Origin of the sequence: Leptolyngbya subtilissima AS-A7 (assembly GCF_039962255.1) — a bacterium.
Lineage (GTDB): Bacteria > Cyanobacteriota > Cyanobacteriia > Phormidesmidales > Phormidesmidaceae > Nodosilinea.
The window spans coordinates 125,313-141,397 of record NZ_JAMPKY010000012.1; the positions used below are offsets into that span (position 1 = coordinate 125,313).

Annotated in this window: 17 protein-coding genes and 1 tRNA gene; 7 read left to right on the forward strand and 11 right to left on the reverse strand. The window is 56.7% G+C overall.

Annotated elements, in window-relative coordinates; genetic code table 11:
• Positions 1–141 precede the first annotated feature (141 nt).
• On the forward strand, positions 142–1,734 hold the full coding sequence (locus NC979_RS23155; RefSeq protein WP_190519908.1) for a hypothetical protein: 1,593 nt from the start codon (positions 142–144) through the stop codon (positions 1,732–1,734).
• 99 nt (positions 1,735–1,833) lie between these two features.
• Positions 1,834–2,685, forward strand: a complete 852-nt coding sequence (locus NC979_RS23160; protein ID WP_190519910.1) for an alpha/beta fold hydrolase — start codon at positions 1,834–1,836, stop codon at positions 2,683–2,685.
• An 89-nt stretch (positions 2,686–2,774) separates the two neighbouring features.
• Here the strand turns inward: NC979_RS23160 and NC979_RS23165 are convergent, their stop codons facing one another.
• Complete coding sequence (locus NC979_RS23165) at positions 2,775–3,068, reverse strand: DUF1816 domain-containing protein (protein ID WP_190519912.1); 294 nt, start codon at positions 3,066–3,068, stop codon at positions 2,775–2,777.
• A 45-nt stretch (positions 3,069–3,113) separates the two neighbouring features.
• Positions 3,114–4,649: a 23S rRNA (guanosine(2251)-2'-O)-methyltransferase RlmB gene (rlmB, locus tag NC979_RS23170; protein ID WP_190519914.1), complete on the reverse strand. Its 1,536-nt coding sequence runs from the start codon at positions 4,647–4,649 to the stop codon at positions 3,114–3,116.
• A gap of 378 nt (positions 4,650–5,027) precedes the next feature.
• Between rlmB and NC979_RS23175 the strand changes: the two genes are divergently transcribed.
• A complete protein-coding gene (locus NC979_RS23175) occupies positions 5,028–5,423 on the forward strand; it encodes a winged helix-turn-helix transcriptional regulator (protein ID WP_242024043.1) in 396 nt (131 codons plus the stop codon).
• Here NC979_RS23175 and NC979_RS23180 read toward each other — a convergent pair.
• The 3 genes from NC979_RS23180 to lipA form a co-directional block, all read right to left on the reverse strand.
• Complete coding sequence (locus NC979_RS23180) at positions 5,420–5,662, reverse strand: DUF4327 family protein (RefSeq protein WP_190519916.1); 243 nt, start codon at positions 5,660–5,662, stop codon at positions 5,420–5,422. The two genes, NC979_RS23175 and NC979_RS23180, sit on opposite strands and share 4 nt — an antisense overlap.
• A 280-nt stretch (positions 5,663–5,942) precedes the next feature.
• Positions 5,943–6,467, reverse strand: a complete 525-nt coding sequence (locus NC979_RS23185) for a CAP domain-containing protein (protein WP_190519918.1) — start codon at positions 6,465–6,467, stop codon at positions 5,943–5,945.
• A 150-nt stretch (positions 6,468–6,617) separates the two neighbouring features.
• On the reverse strand, positions 6,618–7,487 hold the full coding sequence (gene lipA, locus NC979_RS23190; RefSeq protein ID WP_190519920.1) for a lipoyl synthase: 870 nt from the start codon (positions 7,485–7,487) through the stop codon (positions 6,618–6,620).
• Positions 7,488–7,617: 130 nt separating this feature from the next.
• On the opposite strand from lipA, the gene NC979_RS23195 reads away from it, so the two are divergent.
• Complete coding sequence (locus NC979_RS23195; protein WP_190519922.1) at positions 7,618–8,193, forward strand: L,D-transpeptidase; 576 nt, start codon at positions 7,618–7,620, stop codon at positions 8,191–8,193.
• Positions 8,194–8,211: 18 nt separating this feature from the next.
• Here the strand turns inward: NC979_RS23195 and NC979_RS23200 are convergent, their stop codons facing one another.
• The 3 genes from NC979_RS23200 to NC979_RS23210 all read right to left on the reverse strand — a co-directional run bounded on the left by NC979_RS23200 (position 8,212) and on the right by NC979_RS23210 (position 11,286).
• A complete protein-coding gene (locus tag NC979_RS23200) occupies positions 8,212–9,288 on the reverse strand; it encodes a Gfo/Idh/MocA family oxidoreductase (protein ID WP_313887296.1) in 1,077 nt (358 codons plus the stop codon).
• A 283-nt stretch (positions 9,289–9,571) separates the two neighbouring features.
• Positions 9,572–11,017, reverse strand: a complete 1,446-nt coding sequence (locus NC979_RS23205; protein WP_190519924.1) for a hemolysin family protein — start codon at positions 11,015–11,017, stop codon at positions 9,572–9,574.
• A 17-nt stretch (positions 11,018–11,034) separates the two neighbouring features.
• Positions 11,035–11,286, reverse strand: coding sequence for a hypothetical protein (locus tag NC979_RS23210; RefSeq protein WP_190519926.1), 252 nt, complete (start codon positions 11,284–11,286; stop codon positions 11,035–11,037).
• 171 nt (positions 11,287–11,457) lie between these two features.
• On the opposite strand from NC979_RS23210, the gene NC979_RS23215 reads away from it, so the two are divergent.
• Positions 11,458–11,530: transfer RNA gene (locus tag NC979_RS23215), tRNA-Ile, on the forward strand.
• A 76-nt stretch (positions 11,531–11,606) separates the two neighbouring features.
• On the opposite strand, the gene NC979_RS23220 is transcribed toward NC979_RS23215, so the two are convergent.
• Entirely contained in the window at positions 11,607–12,005 is a 399-nt protein-coding gene (locus NC979_RS23220) for a hypothetical protein (RefSeq protein ID WP_190519928.1), read from the reverse strand.
• A gap of 184 nt (positions 12,006–12,189) precedes the next feature.
• Here NC979_RS23220 and pyrE point away from each other — a divergent pair, with 184 nt between their 5' ends.
• Positions 12,190–12,834, forward strand: coding sequence for an orotate phosphoribosyltransferase (gene pyrE, locus NC979_RS23225; protein WP_190519930.1), 645 nt, complete (start codon positions 12,190–12,192; stop codon positions 12,832–12,834).
• Complete coding sequence (locus tag NC979_RS23230; protein ID WP_190519932.1) at positions 12,834–13,328, forward strand: SAM-dependent methyltransferase; 495 nt, start codon at positions 12,834–12,836, stop codon at positions 13,326–13,328. The genes pyrE and NC979_RS23230 overlap by 1 nt, the downstream gene beginning before the upstream one ends.
• A 44-nt stretch (positions 13,329–13,372) precedes the next feature.
• Here the strand turns inward: NC979_RS23230 and NC979_RS23235 are convergent, their stop codons facing one another.
• A complete protein-coding gene (locus NC979_RS23235; protein WP_190519934.1) occupies positions 13,373–14,431 on the reverse strand; it encodes a class I SAM-dependent methyltransferase in 1,059 nt (352 codons plus the stop codon).
• 273 nt (positions 14,432–14,704) lie between these two features.
• Positions 14,705–16,015 carry a histidine--tRNA ligase gene (gene hisS / locus NC979_RS23240; RefSeq protein ID WP_190519936.1) on the reverse strand — a complete coding sequence of 437 codons (1,311 nt, stop codon included), beginning with the start codon at positions 16,013–16,015 and terminating at the stop codon, positions 14,705–14,707.
• Positions 16,016–16,085: the final 70 nt, after the last annotated feature.

The window sequence follows — 16,085 nt, forward strand, 5'->3', positions numbered from 1 at the left end:
AACGTTTGAATTTTGCGTAATGCCACCATAGCGGAATGCAACAGAATCTTTACACTTCTGCCTCAGGAATGTGCTGATCGAGGAGGCAATCGTCGTAGAGAGAACCAAGACAGACTGACCAATCCTAGGAAAATTTGAGTTATGCGTGTCTGGGCTCTAGCATCATGCAGCGGGCTACTGGCTTTGGCGGCCTGTAGCGCCGAACAATCCAGCTCTCCTAACCCGAGCGCGGCTCCCCCTGATGGGGACGCCGCCGAAATCAAGGCTCAACCAGGGCTCACAGCCACGGCTTCTAGCCCCATGGCCCGCCCCGAAGTGCGCCCTCGCCAGGTCATCCAAGGCAGCTATCGCCTCAACCCAGCGGGCACAGCCTCTAGCACAGCTAGGAGCAATGGCGAAACTATCCCCCAAGCGGCAGCCCTGCGCGATCGGCTACAGCGCCTGCGAGGCCAACAGGGTGCTCGTCTATCGCCATCGACCTCGCTGGTGAACGCTCCCCAGCCCGCAGCTTTGGCCCGGCCGAATCTCTCTCAGCCCAAGGCAGAGGTTGCGGAAAACCCAGCTTTTAACGTTACCCAGGGCAACACCTTCAGCACCCAGGGGATCGCCCCTCTGCCCACGCCCTCCCAGCCTACGCCCATTGCCCCCGAGGCAAACTCTTCCGCCGTCAATGCTCCCGGCTTTAGCAGCGCCGCCTTGAACCCAGCACAGTCGGCTAGCGTAGCCCGCAACTATCCCATTGCCCCGCTCACGCACCAGGGCTATAGCGCCCGCCCACAGCAGCAGGCCCCCGTATTGACCGTAGCCCAGGCCGAAGCAGAAACCGCCTCTAGCACTACCGCTAGGCTCCACGGGGAAGCTCTGACGGCCCAACAAACGGATCCTGCTCCAAGGGCGACCACAATCCCTCAGGTTGCTGTCCGTCTGGAAACGCCCCCTGAGCCTAGTAGCCTTAGCCTCAGTACCGCTGCCAACAACAATCCGACACCCATTAGCGCCCTACCAGCAGCATCCCCCGACCCAGCTACCAGGTCTGCGACCCATCAGTCTAGCGGCAGCGTAGCCTTGACTCCTACTCCAGACTTGGTTAGCCAAGCAGGCACCGCAGACCACCAGAGCCAGGGCAGGACAGCGGCGGTAAACCCTAGCACAGTCGGTCAGTCGCCCGTGCTGTGGGAGTCGGTCCGCGCAGGGGCGGCAACTGGCGAAGCGGTCCGTTCCAACGCGCTGCCCGAGAGCCTGCCTCTCAACTCAGCATCTCCCCGAACTAACCTCGTTCGTCCCCAGCTTGACCCGGCGGCGACAGATATCGGCTCTGACCCAAGGGTCATGCTGACGGAAGAAGCTGCGATCGCGCCCTCACCCACTGAACCGGCAGACATTCTCCCCAACCCCAGCGCTCAGACTGAAGTCACCGCATTGAGGGACGCCGCGGCGCCTGTCTTACATCACCAAAGCCAAATTGACCCCGAAACGGTTCAACTGATTCCGACAGACGGCACTCTCTCTAAGGGGCTGCCAGTTGCCTACTGCATATCCCCCAGTGGTCAGCTCTTGCCCACTGCGCTTGAAGCCCAAAGCTCGTTGGCATCGCTGCCAAAATTCAGCCCCGCTAGCCCAAGCGATCCCAGCTTTGAGCTAGGCGCTCTGAGCAAAGACGATTCCACCGAACTCTGCATGGGCCTGCCCGCTGCCGCCCCGGAGCCGGCTACTACCTCCGCCACCCCAGACTAGAGCCGTTTTGCTGAACTCAGATCCAAGGTTGTCTAGCAACATCCTGCTCAGCCAAGCTATGGTGAATCGGCTGCGCTACAGCGGGGATCGCCACATATCATGAAACTTCATTGCACCATCCAGGGCAAAGGCTTTCCCATTCTTTGCCTGCATGGGCACCCAGGCTCTGCCAAAACCATGGGGGTGTTTACAGAACGGCTGAGCGATCGCTATCAAACCATAGCCCCCGACCTGCGAGGCTACGGTGCTAGCCAAACGCGATCGCCCTTTGACCTCGACGACAGCCTCACAGATCTAGTAGAGCTGCTCGATGCCCAGGGCATTGATCGCTGCCTGGTGCTGGGCTGGTCGCTGGGGGGCATTTTGGCAATGGAATTGGCCCTGCGCCACCCTCAACGGGTAGCGGGGCTGATTCTCATTGCCACCGCAGCCCGCCCCGTGGGGGCCCACCCGCCCACCACCTGGCTGGAGTTGGTCAACACTGGTCTGGGATCAATTTTGAATGTGATCGCTCCTGGTAATGAGCTGGTGCGATACGGACTGGGGCCGCGATCGCTCTACCACTACCTGCTGCGGCAGCATACTCCCCATGCCTATCACCGTTTGGCTAAAGAAGGCTTTTGGGCCTACCTCGGCACTTCGCCCCTGGCGACCCGCGCCCTCAACCGGGCCCTGGCCCGCCACTATAACCGCCTGCCCGACCTGGGGGCGATCGCCGTGCCCTGCCTAGTGCTCTGTGGAGCAGACGACTGCCACATTACTGCCCAGGCCAGCCTCGAAACTGCTGACCATCTACCTAGGGCAGAAAGCCACTGCTACCCCAACACAGCTCACCTGCTGCCCTGGGAAATTACAGATCAGCTGCTGGCCGATATTGACATCTGGCTAGGACGGCACCGGGCAGAGCTGACACTGAGGAACACCGACAGCCAGCAAGATAAACCCGCTTAAACGCAATAGCTGTTCAGGCTATCACGGCAGGCTTAGCAGAATAATTACGAGTCCTGAAGAGGACGCTTTTTAGAGGAAAACTTTAATCCCTAAGGCTGACCGCTGAGGGCAGGAGTCGCAAATTCTCCCACTGGGGTATCCCACTCATCGGTAATGGTGAGCTGCTTAGGGGGGCTGCACAGCGAAACCACTAGCTGAATGTTTTGCGCCCCTTCCTGCTCCAAGTCTTCAACGTAACCGCCCTTGGCGCTGTGGGCCTCAGACTCGCTATCAAAGGGGCCAAAGTAGTAGGTGCAGGCGGGCTGACTGGTCTTAATTTCGACCCACCAGGCTTTGCTCGAGCCTAAAATGCTACTTAAAAGTCGACCTAAAAGGTTGTTCATAGCTCCTGCCTATCTGCCTAGGTTCGAACGTTTCTTAAGGGATAGCTACGGCTCTAGGCCATTCTTAGGCAGCGCCGCACCAATTTTGGTTATACTGCTTTGCTTTTGATTTTGCAAAGAGGAAATTTGCTCCTGGGCCACCCATTGATGACGATAGATCTCATAGAGAGCCATGCCTGTAGCCACCGATGCATTTAGGCTAGGAACCATTCCTCGCAGCGGAATTGATACTAGCGTGTCGCAGCTCTGCTGCACAGTGAGGCTGAGACCGCTGCCCTCAGACCCGACCACAATTACCGTTGGGCGATCGAAAGTGGTGCGATGCGCTGGCTGACTCGCTTCTGAGGACAGCCCATAGATCCAAAATCCCTTTTCTTTGAGGGTATCGAGGGCGCGCTTTAGGTTAACCACCCGCGCTACGGGCAGGCTTTCTAAAGCACCAGCGGCCACCTTGGCCACGGTTGATGTTACCCCTACCGCTCGACGCTGCGGGATCACGATCCCTTGAGCCCCCAGGGCTTCGGCGGTGCGAATAATCGCCCCCAAATTGTGGGGATCAGTAATGCTGTCGGCAGCAATAATCACTGGCACCTTAGCCGCTCCCAGGGCGGTTTCGATCATCTCATCGAGGTCGTGGTAGTTGTGGGCAGCGGCTTGGGCCGCGATCCCCTGGTGGTTGGCGCCGCCGGTGATCTGGTTGAGCCGTAGAGTGTCTACTTCATCAATCACTGCGCCGTTGGCCTTGGCCTCATCGATCAGCGGTAGAAACCGGGGATCGTAGCGAATGCGATCGTTAACCCACACGCGATTTAGGGGCCGCTGAGCTTGGAGAGCGGCTTCCACCGCGTGACGACCGTAGATCAAATCGGTTTCGTCCTGCCCATCGTCGCTATCGCCCGCCCCTTGGCTGCTGACCCCAAACGAGCGTGGAGCAGAGGCAGCGCGGTCACCGCCCTGATAGCGAGACTTACCTTCGTCATAGCGGGGCTTGCCACCCTCATAGCGAGGCTTATCGCTGCCATAACGAGGTTTGTCGCCCTCATAACGAGGCTTGTCGCCGCCGTAGCGAGGTTTATCGTCTTTAAAGCGGGGCTTGCCACTGTCATAGCGGGGTTTGTCATCCCCTTGACGGGGCTTACCACCGTCGTAGCGCGGCTTGTCGTCTTTGAAGCGGGGTTTACCGCCGTCATAACGAGGCTTATCGTCTTTGAAGCGGGGCTTGTCGCCGGCATAGCGAGGTTTTTCGTCCCCATAGCGGGGCTTGTCACCCCCTTGACGAGGTTTGCTGCCCTCATAGCGAGGCTTGTCGTCTTTAAAGCGGGGTTTATCGCTGTCATAACGAGGCTTCTCGTCGCCGTAGCGGGGCTTAGTGCCTTCGTAGCGAGGTTTGCCCTCGCCGTAGCGAGGTTTGTCGTCCTTAGAACGGGGCTTGCCGCTGTTATAGCGAGGTTTATCGCTGTCATAACGGGGCTTACCCTCACCGCCCTGGCGGGGTTTGTCGCCTCGGTAACCCTCAGCATCTCGGCGAGGCTCCGACCCAGAAGAACGGTTAGGGTTGCGGAAAGGCTTTTGGGACGACATGGCCACACCTGATAGGGGTTAAAAACCAAAAAATTAAGCAGAAAGCCTAGGCTAGCACGGCGTACGACTACCCTATCACTCCTAATTTCTGCAGCCGACTGCCTGGGTACTGATCTGAGCGGGCAAGCGCAGGAGTGACAAAAGCCTCAGCTCCTTAGCCCGCTATTGATTAAGAGCTTAGCTACTCTCCCATCAGCCTAGGTGCAGCCAAACTCACTTTAGCCTAAGTCCTCAGCGGTTCATTACAGACCTATCCCGAGAGTCTTGGGGATCGATCTAAAAAGAAGCTTAAATTCTTGGCATTCAGTGCCAGAGTAACCAACATCCCCGGAATAATCCTTCACAATGGAAAATGACACCCATACCGGAGTGATGCCTATGCCTCACGCATTTAACGGTACGAAGCTTGATTGTCCGGTTCATCTGGTGTTGTCATACATTGGCGGCAAGTGGGCCATTCTCATCTTACAAGAGCTGTTTCAGGGCAGCCGCCGCACTAATGAGTTTTTGTCGGCCCTGCCTGGCATTAGCACCAAAACCCTTACTGCTCGGCTACGAGAGCTAGAGAGCTACGGCCTGGTCAAGCGAACTGTATTTCCTGAGGTTCCGCCACGGGTTGAGTACTCACTTACCCCTAAGGGGCGAGAAGTGCAGCCCATTATGGCGGCTCTCAACCAAGTGGGGGAGCATTGGCTAGTGCATAGCCCTAGCGATTCGCGCAGCGATTCCCCTGGAAAGCGCCCCACCACCCTCTATGGTTCAAGAAGTCGCTAGTCATTGCTCCAAGTTTCGTGGGGGATCAGATCGCCGATGCGATCGCGCAGACCGTAGTCGTTACTCTCTAGCTCAGCCTCAATAAATGGCCACTCTCGGGCAGCAATGTAGCCGCACAGGGCATAGATAGGTTGACAGCGATCTAGAGTGCCGCAGTCTACAAGTTGCCTAGCCTCATCGCGAATGTCGTCTAAGGTGTAATGCCGGGTCAGGGTTGAATTAGCTGCTGTGGTAATCATGGAAAGCCCTCCAACAATTGGATGGCAATGAGAATATCTACTTACCACCCCAACTACATAGTGCAACCCGACAAAAGGGAGCGAAGCAGTTGCTACGCATCCTTAACGTTTGTTCATATGCCGCAACAATGTAGTCTGGTATACCGTTGTGAGCCTGTTCAAAAGTGGCTACGGCTGGATGAGTACTCAGAGCTATAGCGATGTCAGCGCTTAGAACACTCATCCTTGCCGCTGGCCAATACTGGCGTTAACTTGATCCCCAAAATCCTCAAGGTGAGACCTAGCGCGGTCTGGCAAACACTTGAGCCCAGTAGGGGCGATTTGCCCCCGTGGCGTAGCCTACTCCCAGTTCAGTGAAGGCAGGATTGAGAATATTCTGGCGGTGGCCAGGGCTACTCATCCATGCGGCCACGACGGCGGCGGCGGTGGGCTGCCCCATGGCGACGTTTTCGCCGATAGTTGACCAGTTGTACTGGGTGGCGTCAATGCGCGATCGCATAGTTGAACCGTCCGAACCGGTATGACTCATGCGGCGGCTGGTAGCCATGTCTTGAGCATGGTGCTGAGCGGCGGCGGCGAGCTTGTCATTGAGAACAAGGGGCGGCGCATTAACCCGCTGGCGTTCGACGTTAACCAGGCGCAGAATCTCCTGGGCGACCGTCACGTCGGCTTGGGCCACTGTTATCGCTGGGCGTTGGGCGATCGCCGGTAGCACGATTGCTACTGGCAGCAGTCCTGACCCTACTGTGGCCAGTAGGGCAATACTCGCCGATCTGGTGCCTAAAATCTGTTTCCATGGGTGCATGGGTATCTCCTGAGGTGAACGATTAACGGCGATAGACAACCCTGCCATCCCTTTGACGGCAGCGCAGAATTCGCGGTTCCATCGATTCCACCTAGGATGCCCAAGCCTAACGCTACGGGCCAATTCAGGATCTCAGTAGCGATCGCAGGCCTAGCGAGGGTTTTGAGCCATCAGTCGCTGTACGTCTTCAGCGTGGTAAGAGCTGCGCGTCAGCGGCGACGATACCACCTGCAAAAACCCCTTAGTCTCGCCTACCTGTCGCCAAGCATCAAACTGGGCTGGGGTAACAAACTCCGCTACGGGCAGGTGCTTTGGCCCCGGCGAGAGATACTGCCCGAGGGTCAAAATGTCGCAGTCCACAGTCCGCAGGTCATCCATCACCTGCTGCACCTCGGCGTCGGTTTCGCCTAGACCCGCCATTAACCCCGACTTGGTGTAGACCCAGGGGGCCAGTTCGCGGCTGCGGCGCAGTAGTTCGAGCGATCGCCCATAATCTCCCTGGGGTCGCACGCGCCGATAGAGTCGGGGCACTGTCTCAGTGTTGTGGTTCAGCACGTGGGGCCGAGACGCCAAAATCGTCTCCAGCGCTTGCCAATTGCCACACAGGTCGGGGATCAGCACCTCAATCGTGGTGTCTGGGGTCGTTTGTTTGATCGCCTCGATGCAGGCTACAAACTGGCTGGCACCACCATCGGCCAGATCGTCGCGGTTGACCGAGGTAATTACCACATGTTTGAGTTTCATGCGCCGCACTGACTCAGCCAGACGCAGGGGCTCGGTGGGGTCAAGGGCCTGAGGCTTTTTCTCAAAGTCAATGTCGCAGTAAGGACAGGCGCGGGTGCAGGCCGGTCCCATAATCAAAAATGTGGCTGTACCGGCTTTAAAACACTCGCCAATGTTGGGGCACGAAGCCTCTTCACAAACGGTGTTGAGACCGAGATCTTGCAAAATCGCCTTGACCTCGCCCACCCGTTCCCACTGAGGCGCTTTAACCCGTAGCCACTCTGGTTTTACGGCCACCGTCTTCAACCCCGACTTTGTGATTGCGCTTTAATCATATCAACCCCCAGCATCACTTGTTGGGACCTGTTCTGCCCCTAATAGACGGCAGTATGCTGAAGAAGAGTACCGGGAGACTACACCAACTTCGATGGATACGCCCTCTCCCCTAAATCGCTGCCTCATGGTGCTGTGCTTCGCCGCAGCGGGGCTGCTGGCCGCTGGTGCCTGGCAAGACCAGGTTAGCTCTCGCTGGCAGTTTGAAGAACCCTTCGCAAGCACCCGCCTGGTGCGACTCGCCACCGTCATTACCCAGGCCCCAGATACCCTCATGACCGCCAACACTCGTGTGGTCATTAGCCTGAGCCGGCGGCGACTCATCCTCTATCAGAACGACGAAGTGCGGAGCGAGTTTCCGGTAGCTATTGGTAAAGACGAGTGGGAAACCCCGGCGGGCGAATTTGCGATTCGCGACATGCGCACCGACCCGGTGTGGCAGCACCCGATTACCAAAGAAGCCATTGGCCCCGGCCCTAGCAATCCTCTAGGCTCGCGGTGGATTGGCTTTTTGGTGGAAGGGCAGTACCACATTGGCATCCACGGCACGAACCAGGAAACCCTGATCGGCGAGGCCGTTTCCCACGGCTGCGTACGCATGCTCGAAGCCGACATCCACACCCTATACAGTCACGTCAAGGTGGGCACTCCCATAAAAGTGGTGCCTTAGCTTGACTATGTAGAGAACCTACACGGCCACCGTCAGCTCTTTGCCGAGGGCAGTGGGGTCAAAATGATGCCAGGGCTTGCCGTCTAGGGCCATCTGCTCAATCAGACTAGCGAGGCGCAGCGCCTTGAGGGCCTGTTCGCCACCGACCGAAGGCTTCTCGCCGCCGCGAACGCAGTTCACAAAATGCTCCAGCTCGGCATGGAGAGGCTCAATATTGCTGGTGTAGACCTTTTCAATCAGGCCATCCTGACGGTAGAGCACCTGGCCGTAGTCAGTAGAGCAGTCAGCGGTAGTTTGCCGGTGAATCAAAATCTCGTTGTTGAGAAAATCGGCGTCGGTCAGAGAGTTTTTGCAGTGGGCCGTAATGCTGCGAATCTTGCGGTGAGTGACCTTGCTAGATGTTAGCGTGGCCACAATGCCGTTGCTAAAGCCTAGGGTAGCGGTGACGTAGTCGAGGTAACCCGAATTGGAGGCGCGGCTGCCGCTAGCGGTTAGGGTAGAGACCGTAGAACCAGCTAACTCTAGCAGCAGGTCGATGTCGTGGATCATGAGGTCAAGCACCACCGACACGTCGTTGGCCCGCTGGGAGTAAGGGCTCATACGACGGGCCTCTAGGGCCAGCAGTTCTTCGGTTTTGAGTACTTTATGGAGCTCTTGGAAGGCGGGGTTAAATCGCTCGATGTGCCCCACTTGTAGAATGCAGTTGGCGGCCGCGGCCGCATTGACCAGCGATTCTGCCTCGGCGATGCTGGCGGCGATGGGTTTTTCGATTAAGACATGAACTCCAGCCTGCAAGCAGGCCATACCCACAGTGTGATGTAGTCGGGTGGGTACCGCCACGCAGACGGCATCGACGTGCTTGAGTAGCTCTTGGTAGTCTTCAAAAAACCGCACTCTATACTTGCCAGCGGTGTCAAGGCCTCGCTCTACGTTGACATCAGACACACCCACCAGTTCGACATCTTTAAAGCGGCTTAGCACGCGGGTGTGGTGCTGGCCCATATTACCTACACCGATAACGCCAACGCGGATGGGATCGGGCAAATTTCGCGATAGGTGCATGTCTAAGGCAGATGACAATATGGGATTTTGCACGCCTGTCCTTCCTCTAGGAGACAAAGATACGCCGACAGTTGATATAGTGCGAACGTCAGAGCGAGTGGAGAACTGAGACGGCCAGGTAAAATTACTCAGATATTATCACAATGCTTCACACTGTAAAGAATAGCGACATTCTTTAAGAGAGAGCCACAGATTTATAGCGCGATCGCGGTCTAGCAGACCATTTCTTGATTTTCTCGCTGTTCCATTTCACCTTACCGAGACTGAGCTGGGGCGCTCAGTAAGCTGTGGCAGTTCTTGAGCTGTCTAGGTGAGGTTAGCTGAGGGGAAAGCCATCGGAGTCGGTGGCCGCCGCTGCTGAAGCGTTAGGCCCGCGCCCAGACGGGGGGGGCAGATCGAGCGATCGCACCAGAATATCCCCAAGCCGGGGGCCATCAGTTGATAAAACCACCCATTCACGATCGGCAAACGTGAGGCGATCGCCCGCATGGGGAATCTTTTGCATCTGATAGATCAAAAATCCTCCTAGGGTCTGGTAGTCGTCCGAGTAGGGTAGCGCAAGGTCAAGCAGCGTGTTGACCTCCTCAAGATCGGTATGGGCTTTAATACGGTAGGACTGGTCTTCGAGCAGCTGCACAGACTGCTCAGTCTCACTGTCGGGCTCGTGGATTTCGCCAATGATTTCAGTGGTCAAATCACGCAGGGTGAGCAGGCCAGCAGTGCCACCAAATTCATCGACTACCACAACCAACTCCTCGCCAGTGCGCTGTATCGTGGCCAGCAGCTCATGCAAGGGCGTGTACTCGGGCACAAATCGAGCGGGCTTGACCCAGGGACGAATGGGGGTGTCACCATTAATCTGCTGGTGAGCCAGAGGCTGCAAAAACTGCTTCAGCTCAACCATGCCCTGGATGTCGTCTAGGGAGTCCCCTATCACCGGGTAGCGAGAATGCTCAGTGTCGGCTACTACCTCAATCAGCTCACCAAAGGTCGCCGCTAGAGGAATGGCATTGATCTGAGTGCGAGGCACCATAATTTCTCCAGCCGTGACATCGCGAAACTCAAACACATTGTTGAGAATGACGCGCTCTTCGGCCTCTAAGCCAGGGGTTTCGGCCTTGGTGCGAATGATTAGCTGAAGCTCTTCGGGAGTGAGGCGGCTGTAAGTTACCTGGTCGCTGTACTGAATATTGACCAGTCGCAGCAGCAGTCGGGTCGACTGGTTCAAGATCCAGATGAAGGGGTTGAACAGCCGCGCGATAGTGAGGCTAGGAGGGCCTAGAAACCGGGCTACCTGCTCGGGGTAGAGCATCGCCACCGACTTAGGACAAAGCTCGCCTAGCACGATTTGCAGATAGGCGACCAGAAAAAAGGCTACCGGAATCGCTAGCGCGTGGGCTAGGGCCTCACTCTGGGCAGCGCTTAGGGGAGTTTGAGTAATCCAAAAGGCTAAGATGACAGCCATCGTGCTTTCACCCACCCACCCCAGAGCCAGACTCGATAGGGTAATGCCTAACTGGGTGGTCGACAGCAGGCGGTCGAGACTGCGCTGAAGCTGCTGCACCGTTTTTGCCTGCAAATCCCCCTGGGAGACCAACTGGCTGATGCGCGATCGCCGCACTGACACCATCGAGAACTCTGCCGCCACAAAAAAGGCGTTGATGCTGATCAGCAGCAATACCGCTAGCAGTCGAGACGCGATCGCAGCGGCAGGCAGCTGCTCAGGGATAAAGACAGTTGATAAATGAGGTAAAACGCCCATGCTCCAGCGCCTAAACGCTACTGGCCACCGCCATTAACGCGAGCCTTTACCTGCTCTAAAACCTCAGCCTCGTTGATTAAAACTACATTCCCGTGGCTCGCTGCACCTGCCTCGCGGGCTACAGGGGAACCGCTAGTCGGTCGAGTTTCTGGCTGACGCACACCAGTCAACGCCTGTCGCCCGAGGGTAAACCCCCAAGACGCGCTCACCACCCCGGAACCAATCATCAGCGAGAGTAGGATCAACGTAAACGCTACAGCAGGATTCATGGCAGGGGCAGGATAAAACCTAAGATCAAAAATACCTTATAGAGCTCAACCTGAGCCAGACTCAGACGCACCTAAATTATAAGGTTTGAGCTTCAAACAAATTTTAAGATCTGATTTTGGGCTCAAGCCCTACAATAGGACATGTTTTACCATTGGGTAAGGTCATAAATCCCAGGGTTGGCCGAGCGGATTAGGCAGCGAACTCATAATTCGCGTCAGGCAGGTTCAACTCCTGCACCCTGGATTGCACTCGTTATCAAAGTACCTTTTTGGGGCGGTTAGACGTTGAACCTGCCTATGAGGAAGCGCGAGCTCAGCGATTAGAACTCCTCCTCAAAAATAAACTCAGACCCGACGTAGGGCACGCTGGTGCTGGGCTGGGTGAGCAGAGTTGTAGTGTAAGGGCTCGCCAGGTCGGGCACTCGAATGGTGGGATCGGAGGTATTCTGCAGCAGCAGAATGTCTCTCACCGCTGCCGCTGTGGCGTTCCCATCCCAGTCAAGAGAGCGATCGGGAAAGTCAAGGCCAAATAGCCGCTTGGCCTGACGGGTAAGACCCCGGTTTCTGAAGAAATCACCCGAGTAGGTTGTGGTCAGTTCGTCCATGGCCTCGGGAATGGTTTGGGGGGTTTCTTGACTCTGCCCTGCCGGAGCCACGACAACGGCAGCGGCTAGCAGCGCCAGCGTCAGCCCAGAAATATGATTTAATTGAATGCCCATGGCCAAGCCTCCTCAACTCGTTGGATTGATGCGATTCTGGTGGTGCTCAAACCCCAAGCCCCGCAACATCTAGAACCCTAAGGCCCTCCGATCACGCGAAACCTAGCCGCACCGATCACCCAGTGCATGTCCTTTATAGCGCGATCGCAAAAAACCGGAGCATTTTTAAAGGAATTACTCACCCATGGATCAGCTTTTGATTGATGCACCCGCTGCCACTCTTCTCAGCCTCAAGACCGATGAGCTGCGATCGCCCTTGCTCGACCTGTTTTGCCGAGGTGCCTATCAAGAGGGTGACTTTGTGCTCAGTTCGGGCCAGCGCAGCACCTATTACATTAACGGCAAGCTGGTGACGCTGCACCCTCAGGGGGCACTGATGGTTGGTCGCCTCCTGCTAGACCTCGTATCGCCAGAGACCGTAGCAGTGGCCGGGCTCACCCTAGGCGCCGACCCCTTGGTTACGGCAGTGAGTCTGGTGGGCGTCTATGGCGATGGGCAAAGCCCGACTCCCGAGGGCCAACGCACCCTCTTCCCGCTAATCATTCGCAAAGAGGCTAAGGGACACGGCACCCGCGCTTATATTGAGGGGCTTGAGCTACCCTCGGGCAGCCCTGTCACCGTGCTTGAAGACGTCGTCACTACTGGCCAATCAGCCCTTAAAGCCGTCGATCGCCTTCAGGCTGCTGGGTACCAGGTCAACCAGATTCTTGCCCTAGTCGATCGCCAGCAGGGCGGTGCCGAGCTGTATCAGAGCCACAATCTACCCTTCAAAGCTCTATTTACCATCCGAGATATCCAGGCCCACTGGGCTACCGTTAACCCGGTCTGATGTCAGCGCCCCGACCCGACATTGGTTTTATACCCACCCCTGGCGATGCCATGGTAGCCATGCTCAAGCTGGCCGAGCTCAGCCCCAGCGATGTGGTCTACGACCTGGGCTGTGGCGACGGGCGGCTGCTTATTCGGGCATCTGTAGACTATGGCGTTCGGGGGGTTGGGGTGGATGTGGATGCGGCCTTGCTGCAGCGGGCCCAAGCTAAGGCTGAGCAAGCAGGAGTAGGCGATCGCCTAATTTTTCAGCAAGAAAACCTGTTTGAAACCGATTTCCGCACCGCTACGGTAGTCTTCATCTACCTACTGCCTCACCTCAACCTGCGCCTGCGGCCTCGGCTCCAGGCCCAACTGCAACCTGGCAGCCGCATCGTCACCCACATGTTCGACATGGGCGACTGGGCCCCCTACCGCACCCTGCACCTACAACCCTCCGAAGAAGATTCGGTGCTTTATCTGTGGCGCATGCCCAACAAAAAAGCCCTCGAATAATCGAGGGCCAAAGCATTAACACGCTTATTCAGTTCTAAGCTATGCTAGACCGTCGCTGGCTTGCGGCATACCCAGTACTTGCTCATAAAGTGCACCTGGTTACTGACCGATTCAAATCCTGCATCAGTCAAGCGCAGGTTGAGGTCATCGGTAGTGTAGTGCCGGTAGTAGGGCTCATGGAACATCGCTGGGAAGTTCTCCATTGCCGCCTCAAACTCAGGAGAGTCAAGCCGCTGAATCGAGTCGCACAGCACCACAGTACCGCCAGGTTTTACCACCCGATACATTTCATTAATCACATTCTGCCGCGCCACTGCTGGCAGTTCGTGGAACAAGAAAACGCTCACTACGCCATCGAAGTAGTTATCTACAAACGGCAGGCTTTCACCGTTGGCCTGCACGAGCTGCGGCAACAATCCGGGCTTGGCCAGCAGATTTTCGTTAGCCTTGCGCAAGTAGGTGGGCGACAGGTCAACGCCGTAGAGCGACGTTTTAGGCAGGGCATCGCGAATCATGCCGAGGGTCCGCCCCGTGCCACAGGCGACATCCAAAACCTTTGCTCCATCCTCAACGCCAGCCGCTGCCAGGCCCTGCTTCAGAGGAGCCAGAATGCGGCGGCGCATAGGGTCAGCGGTGCCGTTGAAGAGGATTTCAACCTGAAGGTCGTACAGGTTAGCCGACATGTCGCTCAGGTAGCCGTCGGTCTGGTGGTGAAAGTTTTGCAAGTAGTATTTGGGATACCCAGCTGTGTCGATGTCGTCAGAAAACCGGTGATGATCGCGCTTGTTCAAGCGATCCCAAATCTGGGGTAGATCGAGGCAAACAAGGGGATAAAACCGGAAGAAGTCATCCCAAGGATTATCAAACAGCAGCTCTTTGGGATAAACTCCAGCTTCTGCATCTTGCCAATCGCGTTCTAGCAAGTCACCCATACGCTGCTGTAGCAGTTGAAGAGACTTTATGTCTAGGGGCGTGGTTTGAAGGTCTTTGGGTGGACTGACCGTCTGCATAACTTGGGTACTAACGGCTTTGTGGGCTAGCCCAAAGTAGCTTTTGCCCTGTTGAAAGGCTTGGTAGGCCAGTTTTGTGATGGTGTCAGGCATACAACCAGCAGATAAATTAGTTGTTGGACAAAAATCGCCAATGTAAACAATCGTAACGAATTTCTTGGAGGGGTGGGGTCTTCCGGGCGACAGAAACTCCTCCCTTGAGGGAGAGCCAGACCGCTCTGATACCAAATCTTTCTTGGTTAACCCCTGGCTGATTGAACAGGGCGAATACCATACCTCTAGCTCGGCTACGGCTACGCCCCTACAGTTTGGCCTTTTGAGGAATCGGGATTATGTGATCGGATTTGGCATGGACTCTAGCTATCTCTATACTCGGCTTTGAAGCTGCTGCAAAAAACCATCGGTATCGCTAAGCAATGCCGCCTGAGAGAGACTGGTTTGGTCGCCTGAGGTTAGCCACTTGATCTGCACAGTTCCCTGGGCCGCCTCATCGTCACCAATGATCAGGCAGGCGGCGGCCCCGCTGCGATCGGCCCGCTTAAACTGCTTACCAAAGGCGGCCGCGCTGAGGTCTAGCTCTACCGCTATCCCTCGGTGGCGCAGTTTTTGGGCCAGCTGCAGGGCATTGGCTTCGGCCTGCTCACCGCGAGAGACTAAATAGATATCTGGAGCCGTGGCCTTACCCTGCTCCAGGGCTTCGAGCAGCAGGGTGAGACGCTCTAGCCCAATGGCCCAACCCACCGCCGGGGTAGACGGCCCGCCCAGTTCTTCCACTAACCTGTCGTAGCGGCCACCGCCGCACACCGTGGCCTGAGACCCTAGATCGCTTGACTGAATTTCAAAGGCGGTGTGGGTGTAGTAGTCAAGCCCTCGCACTAGACGTGGGTTGAGTTCGTAGACAATGCCCAGGGCGTTGAGCTGGGTCAGCACCTGATCAAAGTGGCGCTTAGAGTCGGGGCCCAGGTAGTCCAAAATGCTGGGGGCCGCCTGGGTAATGGCCTGGGTTTTTTCGTCTTTGCTGTCGAGAATGCGCAGGGGGTTGCGGATGAGGCGATCGCGCGAATCCTCGTCCAAATCTGCCGCATAGGGGGTGAGATAGGCGACTAGAGCCTCGCGGTAGCGGGTGCGATCGCCCCTATCGCCCACCGAGTTTAAGTAAAACGTCAGATTCTTAAGGCCCAAAGCCTGCAAGATATCTGTAGCCAGGGCAATCACTTCTACATCGGCGCGGGGGTCGGCGCTGCCCAGCACCTCGACTCCCACCTGGTGAAACTGACGCTGGCGACCTTTTTGGGGGCGCTCGTAGCGAAACATGGGGCCAGTATACCAGAGCCGCTGGACACCACCCTGGGCGTAGAGACTGTGCTGCACGTAGGCCCGAACGACCCCAGCGGTACCTTCAGGGCGCAGGGTACAGCCGCGATCGCCCTTATCTTTGAAGCTGTACATCTCTTTGCCCACTACATCGGTAGCTTCACCAATGCCCCGTTCAAACAGGGCGGTGGCTTCAAAGGTAGGGGTGCGAATTTCGCGGTAGGCGGCCCGGCCCAAAATCTCTCTCGCTGTCGCCTCTACCCGCTGCCAGGTGTGAATATCGGCCACCTTTAAGTCTTGGCCAACAAACTGCGCCTTAGGCAAAATGTCTTCAGTTCCGGGCAGCGATTGAATCGACTCCATAACGGGGCAGACGCTCTCAATGGGCAATACAGAACACCCATCATAGCCTGAGGTTGGCCGGTGACGGTGC